Origin of the sequence: Microcoleus sp. AT8-A3 (genome assembly GCF_036705675.1) — a bacterium.
Classification (GTDB): Bacteria; Cyanobacteriota; Cyanobacteriia; order Cyanobacteriales; family Microcoleaceae; genus Microcoleus.
This window is the reverse complement of record NZ_JAUBVD010000004.1, coordinates 87,744-105,603: the sequence shown is the minus strand read 5'-3', so window position 1 is coordinate 105,603 and position 17,860 is coordinate 87,744. Positions and strand designations below refer to the sequence as shown.

The 17,860-nt window shown below is 46.2% G+C and carries 18 protein-coding genes; 8 read left to right on the top strand and 10 right to left on the bottom strand.

Annotated elements, in window-relative coordinates; genetic code table 11:
- Positions 1-139: 139 nt before the first annotated feature.
- From QUB51_RS04020 to patD, 5 genes are all read right to left on the bottom strand, one after another.
- Positions 140-625 carry a GNAT family N-acetyltransferase gene (locus QUB51_RS04020; RefSeq protein ID WP_333052556.1) on the bottom strand — a complete coding sequence of 162 codons (486 nt, stop codon included), beginning with the start codon at positions 623-625 and terminating at the stop codon, positions 140-142.
- 176 nt (positions 626-801) lie between these two features.
- Positions 802-1,875, bottom strand: a complete 1,074-nt coding sequence (locus tag QUB51_RS04015) for an RNA polymerase sigma factor, RpoD/SigA family (RefSeq protein ID WP_333052553.1) — start codon at positions 1,873-1,875, stop codon at positions 802-804.
- A 103-nt stretch (positions 1,876-1,978) separates the two neighbouring features.
- Positions 1,979-3,652 (bottom strand): ABC transporter ATP-binding protein, encoded by a 1,674-nt coding sequence (locus tag QUB51_RS04010; RefSeq protein WP_333052550.1) that lies wholly within the window; start codon positions 3,650-3,652, stop codon positions 1,979-1,981.
- A gap of 356 nt (positions 3,653-4,008) precedes the next feature.
- Complete coding sequence (locus QUB51_RS04005; RefSeq protein WP_333052547.1) at positions 4,009-4,593, bottom strand: zf-TFIIB domain-containing protein; 585 nt, start codon at positions 4,591-4,593, stop codon at positions 4,009-4,011.
- 57 nt (positions 4,594-4,650) lie between these two features.
- On the bottom strand, positions 4,651-5,037 hold the full coding sequence (gene patD / locus QUB51_RS04000) for a heterocyst frequency control protein PatD (protein WP_333052545.1): 387 nt from the start codon (positions 5,035-5,037) through the stop codon (positions 4,651-4,653).
- Between the two features lie 113 nt (positions 5,038-5,150).
- Here patD and QUB51_RS03995 point away from each other — a divergent pair, with 113 nt between their 5' ends.
- From QUB51_RS03995 to QUB51_RS03980, 4 genes are all read left to right on the top strand, one after another.
- Positions 5,151-5,411: a hypothetical protein gene (locus tag QUB51_RS03995; RefSeq protein WP_333052543.1), complete on the top strand. Its 261-nt coding sequence runs from the start codon at positions 5,151-5,153 to the stop codon at positions 5,409-5,411.
- 88 nt (positions 5,412-5,499) lie between these two features.
- The gene (locus tag QUB51_RS03990) at positions 5,500-7,773 is read left to right on the top strand and encodes a bifunctional (p)ppGpp synthetase/guanosine-3',5'-bis(diphosphate) 3'-pyrophosphohydrolase (RefSeq protein ID WP_333052541.1); all 2,274 of its coding nucleotides are present in this window, start codon (positions 5,500-5,502) and stop codon (positions 7,771-7,773) included.
- A 246-nt stretch (positions 7,774-8,019) separates the two neighbouring features.
- On the top strand, positions 8,020-9,213 hold the full coding sequence (locus QUB51_RS03985; protein WP_333208409.1) for an ATP-binding protein: 1,194 nt from the start codon (positions 8,020-8,022) through the stop codon (positions 9,211-9,213).
- On the top strand, positions 9,210-10,214 hold the full coding sequence (locus QUB51_RS03980; RefSeq protein WP_333208410.1) for an AAA family ATPase: 1,005 nt from the start codon (positions 9,210-9,212) through the stop codon (positions 10,212-10,214). The genes QUB51_RS03985 and QUB51_RS03980 overlap by 4 nt, the downstream gene beginning before the upstream one ends.
- Before the next feature lie 61 nt (positions 10,215-10,275).
- On the opposite strand, the gene QUB51_RS03975 is transcribed toward QUB51_RS03980, so the two are convergent.
- The gene (locus QUB51_RS03975) at positions 10,276-11,196 is read right to left on the bottom strand and encodes a glycine betaine ABC transporter substrate-binding protein (protein WP_333052534.1); all 921 of its coding nucleotides are present in this window, start codon (positions 11,194-11,196) and stop codon (positions 10,276-10,278) included.
- Between the two features lie 163 nt (positions 11,197-11,359).
- Between QUB51_RS03975 and QUB51_RS03970 the strand changes: the two genes are divergently transcribed.
- Positions 11,360-12,727 carry an aldehyde dehydrogenase gene (locus QUB51_RS03970; protein WP_333052532.1) on the top strand — a complete coding sequence of 456 codons (1,368 nt, stop codon included), beginning with the start codon at positions 11,360-11,362 and terminating at the stop codon, positions 12,725-12,727.
- 376 nt (positions 12,728-13,103) lie between these two features.
- Positions 13,104-13,454, top strand: coding sequence for a 4a-hydroxytetrahydrobiopterin dehydratase (locus QUB51_RS03965; protein ID WP_333233360.1), 351 nt, complete (start codon positions 13,104-13,106; stop codon positions 13,452-13,454).
- Positions 13,455-13,480: 26 nt separating this feature from the next.
- Here the strand turns inward: QUB51_RS03965 and QUB51_RS03960 are convergent, their stop codons facing one another.
- Positions 13,481-14,212: a response regulator transcription factor gene (locus QUB51_RS03960; protein WP_333259673.1), complete on the bottom strand. Its 732-nt coding sequence runs from the start codon at positions 14,210-14,212 to the stop codon at positions 13,481-13,483.
- A 595-nt stretch (positions 14,213-14,807) separates the two neighbouring features.
- On the opposite strand from QUB51_RS03960, the gene QUB51_RS03955 reads away from it, so the two are divergent.
- On the top strand, positions 14,808-15,056 hold the full coding sequence (locus tag QUB51_RS03955) for a DUF6761 family protein (protein ID WP_332985209.1): 249 nt from the start codon (positions 14,808-14,810) through the stop codon (positions 15,054-15,056).
- A 417-nt stretch (positions 15,057-15,473) separates the two neighbouring features.
- On the opposite strand, the gene grxD is transcribed toward QUB51_RS03955, so the two are convergent.
- The 3 genes from grxD to QUB51_RS03940 form a co-directional block, all read right to left on the bottom strand.
- Positions 15,474-15,797 (bottom strand): Grx4 family monothiol glutaredoxin, encoded by a 324-nt coding sequence (gene grxD / locus QUB51_RS03950; RefSeq protein ID WP_190657705.1) that lies wholly within the window; start codon positions 15,795-15,797, stop codon positions 15,474-15,476.
- 201 nt (positions 15,798-15,998) lie between these two features.
- On the bottom strand, positions 15,999-16,259 hold the full coding sequence (locus tag QUB51_RS03945; protein ID WP_333052524.1) for a BolA family transcriptional regulator: 261 nt from the start codon (positions 16,257-16,259) through the stop codon (positions 15,999-16,001).
- A gap of 42 nt (positions 16,260-16,301) precedes the next feature.
- A complete protein-coding gene (locus QUB51_RS03940; RefSeq protein ID WP_333052522.1) occupies positions 16,302-16,925 on the bottom strand; it encodes a hypothetical protein in 624 nt (207 codons plus the stop codon).
- Between the two features lie 290 nt (positions 16,926-17,215).
- On the opposite strand from QUB51_RS03940, the gene QUB51_RS03935 reads away from it, so the two are divergent.
- On the top strand, positions 17,216-17,653 hold the full coding sequence (locus QUB51_RS03935) for a transcriptional regulator (RefSeq protein ID WP_333259669.1): 438 nt from the start codon (positions 17,216-17,218) through the stop codon (positions 17,651-17,653).
- Positions 17,654-17,860: the final 207 nt, after the last annotated feature.

Sequence of the window (17,860 nt, the reverse complement as noted above, 5' to 3'; positions counted from 1 at the left end):
CCTGTGCCACACACAGGCAAGATGCCTGTGCCACACACAGGCAAGATGCCTGTGCCACACACAGGCAAGATGCCTGTGCCACACACAGGCAAGATGCCTGTTTCACACACAGGCAAGATGCCTGTTCCACACGCCTGAATTACTTCGATGCCAAATTTGCCAAAGACTCGCCCGCAACCCGGCAAATCCGCCAGTCGGGCATCACATCAGCACCGATACCCTTGTAAAATCCGATCGCCAATTCATTCCAATCCAAAACGCTCCATTCCAAACGCCCGCAGCCCCTTTCCACCGTCAACTGCGCTAAATAAACTATCAAAGACTTGCCAATCCCCCGCCCTCGAAACTCAGGCACCACAAACAAATCTTCCAAATAAATTCCCGGCTGAGTTAAAAAAGTAGAATAATTGTAAAAAAACAGCGCCCAGCCCACAACTTGACCTTCGCACTCGGCTAAAACCGCTTCAGCAAAAGGTCTATCGCCAAACAAATGACGCTCCAAATCAACGGCATTGCCAGTAACGGCATGAGATAATTTTTCGTACTCAGCTAAAGCTTTAATCAAATCAAACAGCACCGGCACGTCGGCGCGGGTAGCGGGGCGCAAAATTACCTCAGAAGACATAAATAAGTAAGTAGTACGCGACAATCAACAATTAAAAATACCACATCCAGAAATTTTTAATTGGTAATTTTTAATTAAGCTTTTCCACATTAAACCAGCATATTTACGGTGGCCTCGGAGTGCCACCCCACAATAATTTTAAGATTTTTCAAAATGCCAACTCAAGGTTTTTTAGTTTATTTCAACCAGCCCTTCAATCGTTCCGTCACTTGAGGGCGGCGCAGCTTTCGCATTGCCTTATTTTGAATTTGACGGACTCGTTCGCGGGACAAATTGAACAAACTGCTGACCTCTTCTAAAGTGTAAGGTTCGCCGGTCAGCAAACCGTAACGCATAGCAACAATCTCTTTTTCCCGCTCAGTCAAAATACTGTCCAACACCTCCAAAATATCTTGGCGCATCATCATCTCATTCATCTGAGCTTCGGGAGATTGCGTCGCGTTATCTTCGAGAACATCCAAAAGTTCCGAACTTTCTTCTGAGCCGATGCGGTGGTTGAGAGACAAAGATTGCCGACGTACTTGCTGGAGGTAGCGAAGCTGTTCGCAACTAACTTGCATTTCTCTAGCAAGTTCAGTTTCACTTGGATTTCGTTGAAGAGAACGCTTCAAATCTCGATAAACTTTTTTGAGTTTATTTAACTGTTCGACAATGTGAACAGGCAAGCGAATCGTCCGCCCTTGATTGGCAATTGTCCGGGTAATTCCTTGGCGAATCCACCAATAGGCATAGGTAGAAAACTTGTAACCCTTCTCTGGATCGAACTTTTCGGCTGCTCGATTTAAACCCAAAGCTCCTTCCTGAATTAAATCGAGAAAAGGCACGCCCCGATTAAGATAGCGTTTGGCAATCGAAACCACCAAGCGCAAATTCGAGCTGATCATTTTCCGTTTCGCCGACTGACACTGGTGGCGAAGCTGTTGCATTTGAGTTTCGCTTATCCCCAAAGCCGCTGCGATTTCAGCTTTTGTCGGCACTCTGTCCAATTCCTGCTGCAAACGCTGTTCTAGTTCATCCAGGGCTACCAATTCTTGAACGCGGCGCGCCAACTCTACTTCTTCGGCTGCTGTCAGTAGAGGATACCGAGCCATTTCCTTGAACAAAGCTCCCACTGGATCGTCGGCAGACCAGTTGTTGTATGCTGACGATCGAGTTACCGTCGGACGATCGATCTCGGTGTCTTCATCTTCTGCGATCGCGAATGAGGCTTCGGGTGCCACCGCAAAACTGCCTAGGTCAGATTCTGCCATATCGTGCTTGGTGTCGGTGGAAGGATTTGAAAAGTATCCCTTAACTTTAACCAATTTAACCCGAAATTTCCGAAATCCCAAATCCCAAATCCCAAATCCCAAATCAATTAGTTCGGGCTAGTAAAGGAGCAGCCTGCAACAACTGCTGAGTGTAAGGGTGCTGCGGATTAGTAAAAATATCCCTAGTCTTACCGATTTCAACAATTTTTCCAGCATTCATTACCGCAATACGATCGCAAAAAAATCTCGCCACCCACAAATCGTGCGTAATAAACAGATAAGTCAAATTAAATTCCTGCTTCAACTCCAACATCAGCTCTAAAACTTGAGTCTGCACGCTGGCATCCAGCATACTCACAGGTTCGTCGCAAATTATCAGTTGCGGCCGAGTAATCAAAGCACGGGCTATAGAAACTCGCTGCTGTTGTCCTCCTGACAATTCCCCCGGATAGCGGCGAAAGAAATCCTCCCCTGGACTTAAACCCACCCGCTCTAACATTTGGATTACTTGTTTTTTAGCTTCGCTGCCATTAGCTAATTTGTGAATAAACAAAGGATCAGCAATACTTTGCCCGACAGTCATCATCGGATTCAGGCAAGCGTGGGGATCTTGAAAAATCATTTGCATTTCGCGGCGGTGCTTCCTCACAGCATCGCGGTTCAGGGCAGTTATATCTATTCCTTGAAATTCCACTTTGCCGCCAGTCGCGGTAATTAGCTGCAAAATCGTGCGTGACAAGGTACTTTTGCCGCAGCCGGACTCCCCCACCAGCCCTAGGATTTCTCCCCGTTGTAGCTCTAAACTAACGCCGTCTACGGCTTTAATTACCTGCCGATTCCTGGAAAACAACTGATCTAATAAATTGCTTTCTAAACTGTAGTGTTGCTGCAAATTGGTTACGGTCAAAAGAGGCGAATTTGTTAAGTTTGCAGTAACGGCTTCAGTCCTGATTTCCTCGAATGCTAACCCTTTGTCAGAATCGGCTTGAATGTGCAAAGCTGCTTTGAGGAGCGATCGAGTATATTCGTGCTGCGGTTTTTCAAAAACGTTTAGCACCGGCCCTGTTTCTACAACTTTACCGCCGTACATCACCGCAATGCGATCGCAATACTCAGCCACCATCGCCAAATCGTGAGAAATCAACAAAATAGCCGTTCCCCGTTCCTCACAAAGTCTGGTTAATTCCTGCAAAATCTGAGCAGCTACAGTTACGTCCAAACTTGTAGTCGGTTCGTCCGCCACAATTAATTTGGGATCGAGCAAAAGAGCCAAAGCAATTGCTACTCTTTGCCGCATTCCGCCGCTAAATTCGTGGGGAAATTGCGACCAGCGAGACGCGGGAATTTTCACAGCTTCCAGAGTTTCGATTGCCCGTTTCTTAGCTTGCTTGCGATCCAAATTCGGTCGGTGAGCTTGCAAAGTCTCGATGCAATGTTCTCCTACAGTCATCAAAGGATCGAGACGAGTCATCGGATCTTGAAAAATCAATGCTACAGCTTCGCCCCGAAATTGTCTCAGCCGCGAAGCATTCATATCAAACACCGACTCTCCAGCAAAACTAACTCGCCCCTCAATCAGCGTTGAATCCGGCAGCAACCGCATCGCCGCCCTTCCCAAAGTTGACTTACCGCACCCAGACTCCCCAACTAATCCGAGCTTTTCCCCCGGTTTCAGCGTCAGGGAAACCCCGTCCACGGCCCAACCGGATTGGCCCCGCCGCTGGGGATAAGCTACTCGCAGATTGTCAACGGAAAATAGAGAAGAGTCATTAGTCATTAGTCATTAGTCCTTAGTCAATCGATTTTAGATTTTAGATTTTGGATTTTAGATTAAAGAATTAAAGCATTAACTTGCGCGAGATAAATTCGGGGGCTTGTATCCTGGATCCTTTCGGTCAGTAGTCAGCGGTCAGTTGTTATTTGTTATTTGTTATTTAATGGTCAATATCCTGGCTGTTAGTTGTTACTTCTTAGTGTTTCAGAGTTATTAGTTATGGGCAAGAGACGGCTCTGCTGTTTGTAAATACAAATAAAAATAGCTACAAACAAAGCTTTTATTAGTACATCATTCACCGAGCAACTGATAACTGACAACTGACAACTGACAACTGACAACTGACAACTGACAACTGACTAAATTTCCCTTCGCTTCAACTCAGCTCTCCGCAGTATGTAAGTAGCGGCACAATCTGCGTGAGGATGGTCTGCTAAAACTTCCGCGAGTTCCAACACATATCCGGCGATATCCGGCCCCAACTTCTCAGTCAGCACTTGACGTTCCCGAGAGGCGAGTTCTTGCACGCGGGCCTTAGCTTGCCAATTCGGAGAAAACATCTTGTCAATCTCGGTGTGGAATCCCAGACTTTCGAGAATGTCCCACTCGCCGTTATCGCACCAAATGCCCCCGCACAACATACAGCGCTCTATGTAAAAGGGCACTCTGCTGAAAGGAACTTTCGCCCGCGACAGATAGTGACCGTCTTCGGGACACAGCGCTGCTTTGCTGTCGTAGGGAGACGGCGTGAATTCTATGCCGAGAGTCGCTGTCGCATCAGGCTTCTCGGATTTGTTGTACCACTGGCTTTGCTCTTTTTGCCAAGCTTCGTATTCTCTGCCTGGAATCCAGATACCGTAACAGTTGGGACACCACTGCACCGACATACGGCCGGCTAAGGTACCGCCTTCTAAATTGGGATGTTTACATTTTGGACATTCCACCGCTTTATTTCTCCTTGCCTTATTAATTCCCTGTTAATTCAATTATTAATTCTGTATCTAGGCGGGCCCTGAAGAACCAGAATTTTTTTGCAGCAGCGCGCCACAGTAGCCAATTAGCGTGTTAAGCCGCGCGATCGCCCCAGTTTGCCTCGCCTTTGCTGTCGCTGGCTGGCGCGACGCTTGCAAAAAGGTGACATCTGTCCCCAATAACCGCAGTTGCTTGTGAATTTCCGTCAAATAGGACTGCTCTGGGGGTGTTTCTGAGGCGTCTAACTCATCGCTTTCGGCTCTCATAATTTGGTTTCCGAAAAATTGTTGCACTTTTGTGTATTCGATCGCCAGCGCGGCCCGATCCAGATTCTCCTGTGCAGCAGTTCTTTGTAGTTCTTCTAGCGCTTGCTGTAATTCTTGGTAGCACTGGCGGCGGTCTTCGGACAATATCATGATTTTGTAAACAAATTTGTATTTATAATCAAAGTAGATACTTACTTAAGTTTGCTCATAGGGAGGGAAGCTGTGCGTTTTTGGAGCTATTCCCTGTTTTGTGAGAACTTTTTTTGATTTGCTGCCCTGACTCTACCCTTCTGGCTGCTGCTTTTAGTTTAGCGTTGCCGGTAAATGCCGATCGCCCGCAACCTCAACGGCTACCGCCAAAATATGCTTATTTTACCCGATTTTCCCCGATCGACAGACTGCTGCGGCAGCAGTGGTGTCACTATCTTTTCCTACCTGCGAGGGGGGGCGACTCGGAATTAGATAGGTATAGTTTGAGAAAAATCGACTATTTTTTTGAATTGCAAATTGTGGCATTCAATTAGTTTAGTATAGCTAAACACATAATTTCGGCAATTCAACCGAAAACCGGCTTTTAACCATTTGTATTTCTAAGTTTTAAAGGTGTACCCCATGAACGCGAACACTCTGACTCCCTCTCCTTCGATCGATCCTGCTGTAGTTCCCGATTGGCTGCAAGAATGCCTGAATGCTCGATCGGAGCCTGATGGGGGCCCTAACCCGAATTGTTCGACGGACGACAGCTTAATTTGTCGGGCCTTTGAATTTGCCCGCGACTTGCACGAAGGACAATACCGCAAATCAGGAGAACCTTACATTTGCCATCCGGTAGCTGTCGCTGGAATACTCCGGTATATGGGCGGCAACAACGTCATGATTGCCGCCGGCTTCCTCCACGACATTGTTGAAGATACAGATATTACTCTCGAAGAAATAGAACAGCGGTTCGGCGCCGAAGTGCGACAGTTGGTTGAAGGTGTCACCAAGCTTTCTAAGTTTAATTTTTCCAGCAAAACAGAGCGCCTTGCGGAAAATTTCCGCCGAATGTTCCTAGCAATGGCTAAAGATATTCGCGTCATTGTCGTCAAACTGGCAGACAGGCTGCACAACATGAGAACTTTGGAGCATTTGTCCGAAGAAAAGCAGCGCAGTATTGCCCTAGAAACCCGAGATATTTTTGCTCCCCTAGCGAACCGTTTGGGTATTGGCCGCTTTAAGTGGGAATTGGAAGATTTAGCCTTTAAATACCTGGAACCTGAAGCTTACCGCGAAATTCAGGAATTGGTGGCGGTGAAGCGGGCCGATCGAGAAACTCAACTCGCAGAAGTCACAGATAGTTTGCGAGAAAGGCTTGACAATTTAGGCATTAAATGCTATGAAGTTAGCGGTCGTCCCAAACATTTGTACGGAATTTATGGGAAGATGCAGCGCCGCCAAAAAGGCTTTAACCAAGTGTACGATATTGCAGCGGTGCGGATCATAGTAGAAACCAATGATGACTGTTATCGGGCTTTGGCGATCGTCCACGATTCTTTCCGCCCGATTCCCGGCCGCTTTAAAGATTATATCGGTTTACCAAAAGCCAACCGCTACCAATCTTTGCACACCGGAGTAATCGGAACCAGCGGCCGCCCCATCGAAGTGCAAATCCGCACCGTAGCCATGCACCACATTGCAGAATACGGCATTGCCGCGCACTGGAAATACAAAGAAACCGGCGGTTCTAACACAAAAGTCACCGGCGATGACGAAAAATTTACTTGGCTGCGACAACTCCTTGAATGGCAAAGCGACCTCAAAGACGATCGCGAATATTTACAAAGCATTAAGGACAACTTATTCGACGAAGATATTTACGTTTTTACTCCTAACGGAGACGTAATTGCTCTCAATAGCGGATCAACTCCCGTAGATTTTGCTTACCGCATTCACACAGAAATTGGCAATCACTGCACCGGTGCCAGAGTCAACGGGCGAATGGTGACACTAGACAAGGTTTTAAAGAACGGCGATATTGTAGAAATCTTGACCCAAAAAAATGGTCATCCGAGTTCCGATTGGCTGAATTTTGTCAAGACAAACGGAGCAAAAAACCGAATTCGCCAGTGGTTGAAGCGATCGCACCGAGATGAAAATCTCGCTCGCGGCCGAGAATTGCTGGAAAAAGAATTAGGTAAAAACGGCTTAGAATCTTTGCTAAAATCTGAACCCATGCAATCGGTGGCTCAGCGCTGCAACTACCACAGCGTCGAAGATTTAATCGCCGGTTTAGGCTACGGCGAAGTCACCCTAAATCTCGTAGTAAATCGACTGCGAGATTTAGTAAAAGTGCAGCAAAAAATTGAAGCTGCTCCCGCAGCAACCCACGAATTGCCCCAGCTAATACCTGCATCGACGACACCGAAACCATTACCGAGTTCGTCTCCGAGCAAATCGCCCATCGCAGGTGTAGAGGGATTGCTCTACCATTTAGCCGGCTGTTGCTGTCCGATTCCTGGGGAATCAATTATTGGAGTTGTGACTCGCACTCGCGGAATTTCGATTCACCGACAACGATGTTCAAATGTTGAGAGCGTACCTGGGGATCGCTTGGTTCCTGTGAGTTGGAATTCCAGCAACCGCAATGAATCTCGACCCAACACTTATCCGGTTAACATTCAAATTGAAGCCCTCGATCGAGTGGGAGTTCTCAATGATGTTTTATCGCATTTGAAGGACAACCAAGTAAACGTCCGCAGCGCTCAAGTCAAAACATATCCCGGATTGCCGGCCTTAATTGATTTGTGCATGGATATCCAGGATAAACAACAGTTCGAGCGGACTTGTATGCAAATTAAAAAGATGAGCGATATTTTGAATTTGCGGAGGCTGAGTGAAGGGACTTAGAAATTTAATTTAGCGGCTGATGCGGGAAATTGGTAAGTAGTAATTGAAAATAAACTTTTCTATTTAAACTCTTAACAATTCCCAAACTATAGCAATCCTTGCAGGAGTCGTAAATTTTTTACCCCACCCCAACCCTCCCCTTATCAAGGGGAGGGAGTAAGAAATTCACAAATGATTTAGGATTGCTATAGCCGCAGTCGGCTGTTAGCAAGCAGTAAGAATAATTTACGACAAATAAGTTAAAGCATGGATGACAGTCAGTTAGAAAATCTCCTCAAAGACATTGAATCCGATCGAGTAGAGCGCAAGGCCTCAACATCCGATAGGGGTAAACTCCGTCAGGCTATATGCGCTTTTGCCAACGACTTGCCAAACCACCAACAGCCAGGGGTACTATTTATAGGTGTTAATGATGATGGAAGCTGTGCCAATTTGAGCATCACCGATCAACTGTTACTAACCCTCTCGGATATGCGTTCAGATGGAAATATACTGCCTTTTCCCGCGATAACCGTGCAAAAGCGAACGCTTGCGGGATGCGAGTTAGCAGCAGTCATTGTAGAACCATCAGATGCACCCCCTGTCCGCTATGAGGGGCGAATCTGGGTACGGGTGGGCCCCCGCCGCGCTACTGCCACAGCCGAAGAAGAGCGCCGTCTCTCAGAAAAACGGCGTTCCAGAGATTTACCTTTTGATATTCAATCTTTGCCTTCCGGGACACTAGATGACTTAAATTTAACTTTATTTCAACAGGAATATCTACCTTCAGCATTGCCTAGTGACATATTAGAAGAAAATCAAAGAACCGTCGAACACCAATTAGCATCAGTAAGATTTATTACCAGTTTACCGTCAATTCAGCCAACAAATTTAGGTATATTGGTAGTAGGAAAAGACCCAAGGCAATTGATACCGGGTGCTTACATTCAATTTTTGCGAATTGAGGGAACTGAGCTAACCGACCCAATTAAAGACCAGAAAGAAATTGCCGGGCCACTTTCTATGATGCTGAGAGTGTTAGATGAAATACTGCAATCTCATATCTCAATAGCTTCTGATATTACCGCTCAGTCAGTGGAAATCCAGCAGCCAGATTACCCGTTAGTAGCACTGCAACAGCTTGCTAGAAATGCGCTCTTGCACCGCACCTATGAAGGGACGTATGCACCAGTAAGAATTACCTGGTTTAGCGATCGCATTGAAATTCAAAACCCCGGAGGGCCCTTTGGACAAGTTAACAGACAAAATTTTGGTAGGCCTGGAATCACTGACTACCGCAATCCAAACTTAGCAGAAGCCTTAAAAAATCTTGGTTATGTACAAAGGTTTGGAATGGGTATCGCCATAGATCGCAATTCACTGCAAAAAAATGGCAGTCCACCACCGGAGTTTGTTGTCGAAGATGCTCATGTTTTAGTAATTATTAGGAGGCATCCGTGACAGTACCCATTATTGCTTTTTTCAATAATAAAAGTGGCGTCGGTAAAACTTCGCTAGTATATCATTTAGCCTGGATGTATCGCAATTTAGGAATGCGGGTGCTAGCAGCAGATTTAGACCCCCAAGCCAATCTGACTGCTGCTTTTCTAGAGGAAGAACGTTTAGAAGAATTGTGGGAAGGCAATAACCGACCTAACACAGTTTTTCGCTGCGTACAGCCTTTAGTTAGAGGAATTGGTGATATTGCTACTCCAGAAGTAGAGCACATTGAAGAAAGATTGGGACTCTTGGTAGGAGATTTATTGCTCTCTGGATTTGAAGATGACCTCTCAGCAGAATGGCCCGGCTGCACCGATCGCAAGGAGCGTTCTTTTCGGGTCATTTCTGCTTTTTGGCGACTCTTGCAAGAAGCAGCAACAGTTCATCAAGCTGATGTAGTTTTGACAGACATCGGCCCGAATTTAGGAGCGATTAACCGGGCCGCTTTGATTGCAGCTAACTATGTAGTAGTTCCTCTATCACCGGATTTATTCTCACTGCAAGGATTGAAAAATCTCGGCCCAACTCTCAGACGCTGGCGGCAAGAATGGCTAGAAAGATTAGAGAAAAATCCTGCCCCTGATTTAAAGCTTCCTCAAGGTCAAATGCAACCTGTTGGTTATATTGTCCTGCAACACTCGGTACGGCTAGACCGCCCAGTGAAAGCTTATCAGCGATGGATTGCACGGATTCCTAATATTTATCGGGAAGCTGTGCTCAATGAATCGGAAAATAGCACACTTTCCATCGCCGAAGATCCTCACTGTTTAGCTTTGCTAAAACACTATCAGAGTCTGATGCCGCTTGCCCAGGAAGCCCATAAACCTATGTTCCACCTCAAACCTGCGGATGGGGCAATTGGTTCTCACATCCAGGCCGTGCAAAGTGTTTACGGAGACTTTAAAAAGCTAGCTCATAAAATTGCTGAAACCGTAGAAATCCCAATACTTACCAATTTCTAATCCCAACTTTTAAGTAAGCTGCTACGCCTATAAAGTGAACTTTTAGGAGAGAAACTAACCATTACTTTGCGCTAGGTGCGGGCTTTGCAGCGCCCAGCTTTTGCTGCAAAAACTCCTGCGCCACTTGTCCCGCTTCCTGCTGTTCCCCGTCAACTTGATAGTTGAGTTTCCGCATATCTTCCTCAGAGATTTTGCCGCCCAATTCTGCGAGCACTGGACGCAATTCCGGGTATTGTTCCAAAATTTGCGATCGCACAACCGGAACTGCTTCGTAGGGCGGGAAATAGCCCTTGTCATCTTTGAGAACTACTAAACCTAAACTTTGAATCAAACCGTCCGTCGTATTACCAGCAATCACATCTACTTCTTTTTGTTGCAGCGCTTGATAAAGCAATCCTAACAGCAATTCCTTCGGTTGTTCTCGAAACTTAATTCCGTAAGTTTTCGCCAACCCGGGAAACCCATCTTCTCTCTCGTTAAATTCTGGGCCGAAACCAGCCCGGAGGTTAGGTGAAGCTTTCCCAAGTTGCGAGAGAGTTTGTAAATTGAGTTTTTTGGCATCGTCTCCCCGCACAATAATCGCAAAACTGTTATTAAATCCCAGCGGTTCCGTCCATTCTGCTTTAAACTGTTTGGGATATTCTTGTTTGAGGTAATCGAGGACTTTTTTGGGGTCAGAAATCGGTTTTTGTTTGAGCAGGTTGGCGTAAGCAGTCCCCGTGTATTCGACGTACAAGTCGATTTTACCTGCTGTTAGGGATTGATGGCAAAGCGAACCTCCCAGATTCAGTTCTCGTTCTACTTTGATATCTGTTTTAGCTTCGATATGGCGTGCTAAAATTTCGGCGAGGATGACTTGTTCGGTAAAGTCTTTCGAGCAGATGACAACTTGCTTTTCGGGCTTAGAGGTACATCCTGCTACTGCAAGCAAGCAAAGCAGCCAGCAGGAATAGAAAAAAAAATCGTTCTTAGATATTTTCATGACTTAACTCAAATTAAGCATCTACAATTAATACTTTATAAGTTATAGCATAAAGCCCCGATCGCAGACTTTTTCAAGAGGTCTGCGCTTTAACACCGATCGCACTTTACCCAAGTTCCGTTTTCCTGTTGTAACATTTATTTATAGACATGGAGGACAAAAAATGGTAATCAGCGTCAGCGATATTATCCAGCAGCAGCGGCAATTTTTTGCGACTGGGAAAACGAAAGATGTGGATTTTCGGCTTGAACAACTCAAAAAACTTAAAAGTGCGATCGAACTTAATCAATCACGAATAGTCGATGCCGTCAAGGCAGACCTCGGTCGGCCGGAATTCGAGGCTTATCTTGAAATCGCATCGATCGCCGAAGTTAATTATGCCATCAAAAACCTCAAATCGTGGGTAAAGCCGAGAAAAGTGGCTGCTTCGATAGATCAATTCCCAGCATCGGCCCGCATTTACCCTGAACCTTTGGGCGTTGTTTTAATCATCGGGCCTTGGAATTACCCATTTCAGCTAATGATATCACCTTTGGTCGGGGCGATCGCCGCCGGCAACTGTGCACTTCTCAAACCTTCGGAAATCGCCTCGCACACCTCCGAAGTTATCGCCGACCTGATATCCAAAACCTTCGATCCCGCCTATATAGCCGCCGTCGAAGGAGGAGTCGAAATCAGCCAACAATTGCTAGCCGAAAAATTTGACCACATCTTCTTTACAGGCGGCACTAAAATCGGTAGAATAGTCATGGAAGCTGCCGCTAAACACCTGACACCTGTCACATTAGAATTAGGTGGAAAAAGTCCTTGCATTGTAGACTCAGACATTCAGGTTGAATACACAGCAAAACGCATTGCGTGGGGCAAATTTCTCAATGCCGGACAAACTTGCATCGCTCCCGATTACCTATTAGTTGATAAAAAAGTTAAACCTGCTTTGATGACAGCAATTAAAACAGCCATTCACGAATTTTACGGCGACAATCCGCAAACAAGTCCCGACTATTCGCGGATTATCAACCAGCGGCAATTAGACCGTTTGAGTGCGTTTATCAAAGATGGAGAAATTGTCGTCGGTGGGGAAGTGAAACCGGAAGATAGATATATTGCACCGACGGTTTTAGATCGTGTTTCCTGGGATTCGCCGGTGATGCAGGATGAGATTTTCGGGCCGATTTTGCCAGTTTTGGAGTATGATGATTTCGGGGAGGCGATCGCCCAAATCAACGCCCGTCCCAAACCTTTAGCTTTGTATTTGTTCTCCAAAAATAAAGAGAAACAAGAGCGAGTTTTGCGGGAAACTTCTTCGGGGGGAGTTTGTCTCAACGACACGGTTATGCAAGTGGGAGTAAAAGATTTACCTTTTGGCGGAGTTGGTGAAAGCGGCATCGGTAGCTATCACGCAAAAGCAAGTTTTGATACCTTTTCGCATCAAAAAAGCGTGCTGCAAAAGTCATTTTTACTTGACTTAAAATGGCGGTACGCTCCCTATAAGGGTAAGTTGGATTTGATTAAGAAAATTATCGGTTGATCGATCGCACTTGAAGGGGCGGGTTCGCCAACTTTTACAATATCACCGAGATAGCCAAATCAACCCGCCCATTCCTGATATTATCGGTCAACCGATTCCACAGTGAACGATAATTTCCAGAAATTTTAAAGGATTGCTCATCTGTTTTTTGAACGATTTCGATCGCAATGTCTGCCTTGCACCATTCTCAAAAACAGGCTTTCCGGCCTGTTCCACAAAGAGTGAATTTCTTGTGGGTTGGGCATCCTACCCGCCCATAAAAAGCTTATTAAAAATGGTGCAAGATGTCAATCCTAAAGGACAGTTGCCCTTCAAAATAATTCAGATTAGAAATGTCTATAATATCTTTTAGCATCTTCTCGCTAAACAGCAATTTATGGAACCTTTAGCAACAGAACCCTGTGCAGCCTGCAGCCCAAACTCTGCCCGCGTCACAGCTTACGAAATTGTCCAGCTAAAACCTCAAATTCCCGACTGGAATTTGACCGAAAAAAATGGCATTCCCCAAATAGAACGCACCTACGAATTCCCGGATTTCAAAAGTGCGATCGCCTTTACAAACAGCGTCGGCGAAGCAGCAGAAACTGAAGGACATCACCCCGCACTGTTAACCGAGTGGGGGAAAGTTACCGTTACTTGGTGGACTCACGAGATTTCTGGACTGCACCGCAATGACTTTATTATGGCAGCGAAAACCGATGCGATCGCCAATCAATTCCCAAAATAAAATCCGACTTATAGCCCGATCGCAGTTTAAGAAAGCACCGCCCTGGGCACTGGTGAATGTTGATTGGCATTATTCAACAACTCCAGATTCAGTCGGTAGCCGACATTGCGTACAGTTTGAATCAAGCTCGGCTGTCGCGGGTCGATTTCGATTTTTTTACGCAGAGAGAGTACGTGAGTGTCGATCGTCCGGGGGTTATCAATCGCATCAGGCCAGGCCCGACGCAGCAAATCCGAGCGCGACAGCGGCACTCCTCCAGCTTGAGCTAGCACGTACAGCAGGCTAAATTCCTGGGGAGTCAGCTCAATATGTTCCTCGTACAACCTGACTCGGCGCTGCACCAAATCAATTTTCAGCAGCCCGCACTCCAGCGTCGCCGGCGGTAGCATCGTGCGGTTGCGGCGCATCAGAGCTTCCACCCTGGCCATAAACTCTTGCATCCCAAAGGGTTTAGTCAGGTAATCGTCTGCCCCCGCCTTCAAACCTTCAACAATATCCGATTCCGAATTCCGCGCCGACAGCATCAAAATCAGCGACTGCTGCTGCTGTTGTAGCCAGTGGCAAAATTCCAAACCGTCCCCATCGGGCAATTGGGCATCCAGAATGACTAGGGTTGGCTGGCGGCTGAAAAATATTTCCCTAGCGTGACTGATATCCGCTGACTGGTGCACCCAGTGACCGACTTGCTGTAGATGCCAGCCCAAGAGCGATCGCAGGTGCGGATTCCCTTCAACAATTGAAATACTTGCAGATTCCACAGAGGCGAGCTTCCCATATCACTAATTGCTACAAGGTTAACAGAGCTTTTGTCAAGCTTTTGTAACCATCGCTACTCAAGCATGAGCTGCGTTTAAAGCAGCGGACATACCTAGGGTAGGAATTTTAAAGATTGGGTTAATTTGGCAGGGTCAGCCTGCAGAAAGGTTAAATCATTCTGGCGATGAGCTTACAATGAAAATAGGACAGTGTAAAGCCGATCGATCCCATGCCCCAACCGCCTGCCAAAAGCGATCCCCCCGACCCAGCCCCCAATTCCAGGAGGTTGACAAATCGCGCAAGTGAAACTAGAATTCCTCCAACCGTTCGCTCGGTAGCCGGAACACTCAGCCACTTTGACCGTCAAATTCAGCCACATCCCGACTCAATTAAACGCACAGCGAATTATCTAGGTGCGCGCAAAAAGTCGAGCAACTGCATTGCAACGAGTGAAATTTTTTATGGAGGGTAGCCTGTTGAGCAGGGTAAAAACTTTTATTTAGAAATAGCTTCAAGCTGAGCCACTCAGCATCAATCGAGGCCATTCCTAAATCCCGCCGTCATTATACAAACCACAAAGGATTTCAAACTCACACCATGCTACAAGACACCCAAACAATCCGGCACTACCAAAAACTCACCGACGCCCTCGTCGAAATGTGGAATAGAGGTTATCGCTTTGATGACCTGCGGCTTTACTTAGACGGCTATTTAGCAGCCCTGCGGCACTCCAACAGTTTGGAACCCTATCTGATTCACAGACTAGAGGAAGAAGCAGCCCGTTACATTCACGACCCCTCCAATTTTGCAATGCCACAGACCCAAACTGAAGCAGACTACTATTAAATAGCAAATTCGGTTTGATAAACCCTTGATGATTTGGGAATGGGGAATGGGGAATTGGGAATTGGGAATTGGGAATTTTAACTGGTTCCCCGGCTATGCCTCGGAACCGATGTCCACAGGCTCGGCCTCGCTTTGGGAGCCTAAAAATTCGATGCCTAGCCTACTGCATTGCGTTCCTAGGCTTTGCCTGGTAACGAATAATTACAGCACTTTCCAGGTAAGTGAAGTACAGAGAAACCGGGTTTCTTGAATAAAACCGGTTTCTGGCGAGAAATCCAGAAGAAACCCGGTTTCTGGGGTGTACTTTATCAACCTGGAATCCGCTGTAAGTAAATTAACTTAATTCAAAGTAAAACGCGATTGCTGTTATTTCCCCGACTTCTTTAAGAAGTCGGGGAAATGTTTTTTCTGTCTAATTTAAGAAGCCAAAGCCACTTCCACAACTTCTTGCAATTCGCCCTTTTGATACATCTCGATCATAATATCCGAGCCACCAATAAACTCGCCGTTGATATAAACTTGAGGAATTGTCGGCCAGTTGGAATACTCTTTAACGCCTTGACGAATTTCCTGGTCTGCTAAAACATCAACAGTTTCGTAAGGCACTCCCAAAGTATTGAGAATTTGCACCACAGTATTAGAAAAACCGCACTGGGGCATTAACTTATTGCCCTTCATAAAAACCATGATTTTGTTTTGCTTAACCAACTCGTCAATTCTTTGATGTGCTGTTGTACTCATGGTAGGTCCTAATATTGTTTGAAAATTTTTCAACGTTGACTGACGCAGAAACCGGGTTTTTTAGGAAAATCTTTCGTTACAGCCATAGATTCCGGTTAAAAAACCCGGTTTCTTTGGTTTTTGTGGGTAAGTGCAGCAGTTGTATTTCAAGCAACTATTGACACAAGCACAAACTTGTGATACCCAATTGCCGCTCAACAATTAAGCAGCTTGACTTTTCGCTTCCCATTCTGCAGGAGTTAAGGTTTCCAAGCCCAAAGCGTGGATGGCTTCACTAGCCATTGCCTGTTTGAGAGCGCCGTATACCAGTTGGTGCTGCTGTACTCGGCTTTTTCCTTCAAAGGCTGCAGAGACGACTCTCGCCTGGTAGTGGTCACCGCCACCGGTCAAATCGTCAACTTGTATTTTAGCGTCGGGCAACCCTGCCTTAATCATTTCTGCTACTTGAGACGGTGTAACCATTGGTTTCTCTGATAAACGGCTGTAATTTAGATTTTAGTGGAACTATTTGTTAGACGATCGCGGTTGACTGCTGGCAGGTCGGGGAAAGGGCGAATCCACAAAACCCAATTCCAGTAACTGCTGGTAAGCTTTCTTGCCCAAGTCGCGAGTTGGCTGCTGCGATCGAATAATCTGAATCAGCAGGGGCACAGCCAGTTCGGGCTTATTTTGGGCCCGGTGTACCAACGCCAGCCGGTAGGTGGCTTCGTCGCGCATTTGGGCTGTTTCTACAGCTTTGGTGCGGTGGCTTTCCGCCAAGCGGATGTCAATTCCGGCAAAACTGCTACCCAGTTGTTGGTAGAAGTTGGACAGTTGATTGAAAATTTGGCGGGATTCTTGGAGTTTTTGAGTAGCCAGTGCGTAATTCTGAGAGGAAATAGCACTGCTGGCTTCTGTCATCAAACGCTGGCCTCCTGGGACGCTCAGCAGACTGCTGTCTTGCGTCAGAGGGCGAAGATTGTTGGGGTCTGTGGGGTCGTCGGCGGGCTCGATTTGCTGTTGGTTCTCTGGCCCAGAAGGTTGTTGTGCTTGGACTTGGATCGGTTGCAACAGGGTAAAAGCTGCGATCGCCCCGATCGTAATCCGGGCAGTGGAGCGAAGCCAGCAAACAGTTCCAGAGTATACCATGAAATTACTTTGCGCCTATGCGCTTTAAAAAAATATTTAGCTTGAGCCGATCTTACCATTGGCGATCGCAACCGGCTAAGTGTAAACCAAATTTGTTGAAATGTCAAAGGGTGGGCGATCGATTTTGGATTTTAGATTTTGGATTTTAGATTTTGGATTGAACAAGGAAATCGCGGGGGATTGGACAGATCCCGGCAATCTAGTCCGGGACGCAGAAACCGGGTTTTTTTACCTAAATACTGCATTTGAGGCTTTAAACCTGGTAAAAAACCCGGTTTCTTTGGTATTTGATGCGTAAGTCCCGATCTAATTCAACAATCGAACGCACCATGAATATGGCAATTGAAAGAACAGCTTACGGTCAACTGCTGGCTAAATCTCAGCCTAAGCCAATCCTGAACGAAGAAGATAATGATCTTGCCCTCGCAGAAGTCGATTTTCTGATGTCTAAGGAAGAATTAACAGTAGAAGAAGAAACTTTACTGAGTCTCTGGGGGCTGTTGATCGAAGAATACGAATCAAAATATTACCCAATTCCAGAAGCGACTCCCCAGGATGTTCTATTGCATCTCATGGAAGTTCGCGAACTCAAACAAGCCGATTTGGTGGGTGTGATTGGTTCCAAAGGAGTAGTCTCTGAGGTGGTTAATGGTAAACGGGCGATTAGCAAAGCCCAAGCTAAGGCGCTGGGAGAATTTTTTAATGTTAATCCTAGCGTGTTTATTTGAGCGTGTTTATCTGAAAAACTCGCTGATATCGAAAAAGACTCGGCGGTTGAAACCGCTAGCAACGCGATCGCACAAACTAAGTCCGACGCGGACTGATGGAAAAACTACCGCTGTTAGTTACAGATTCAAACCCCTCATAGCAAAAACCTCCCTGACAGCTTATAAATATGTTTGATAAATCTACATCAAAATCAAACAGGAACATTT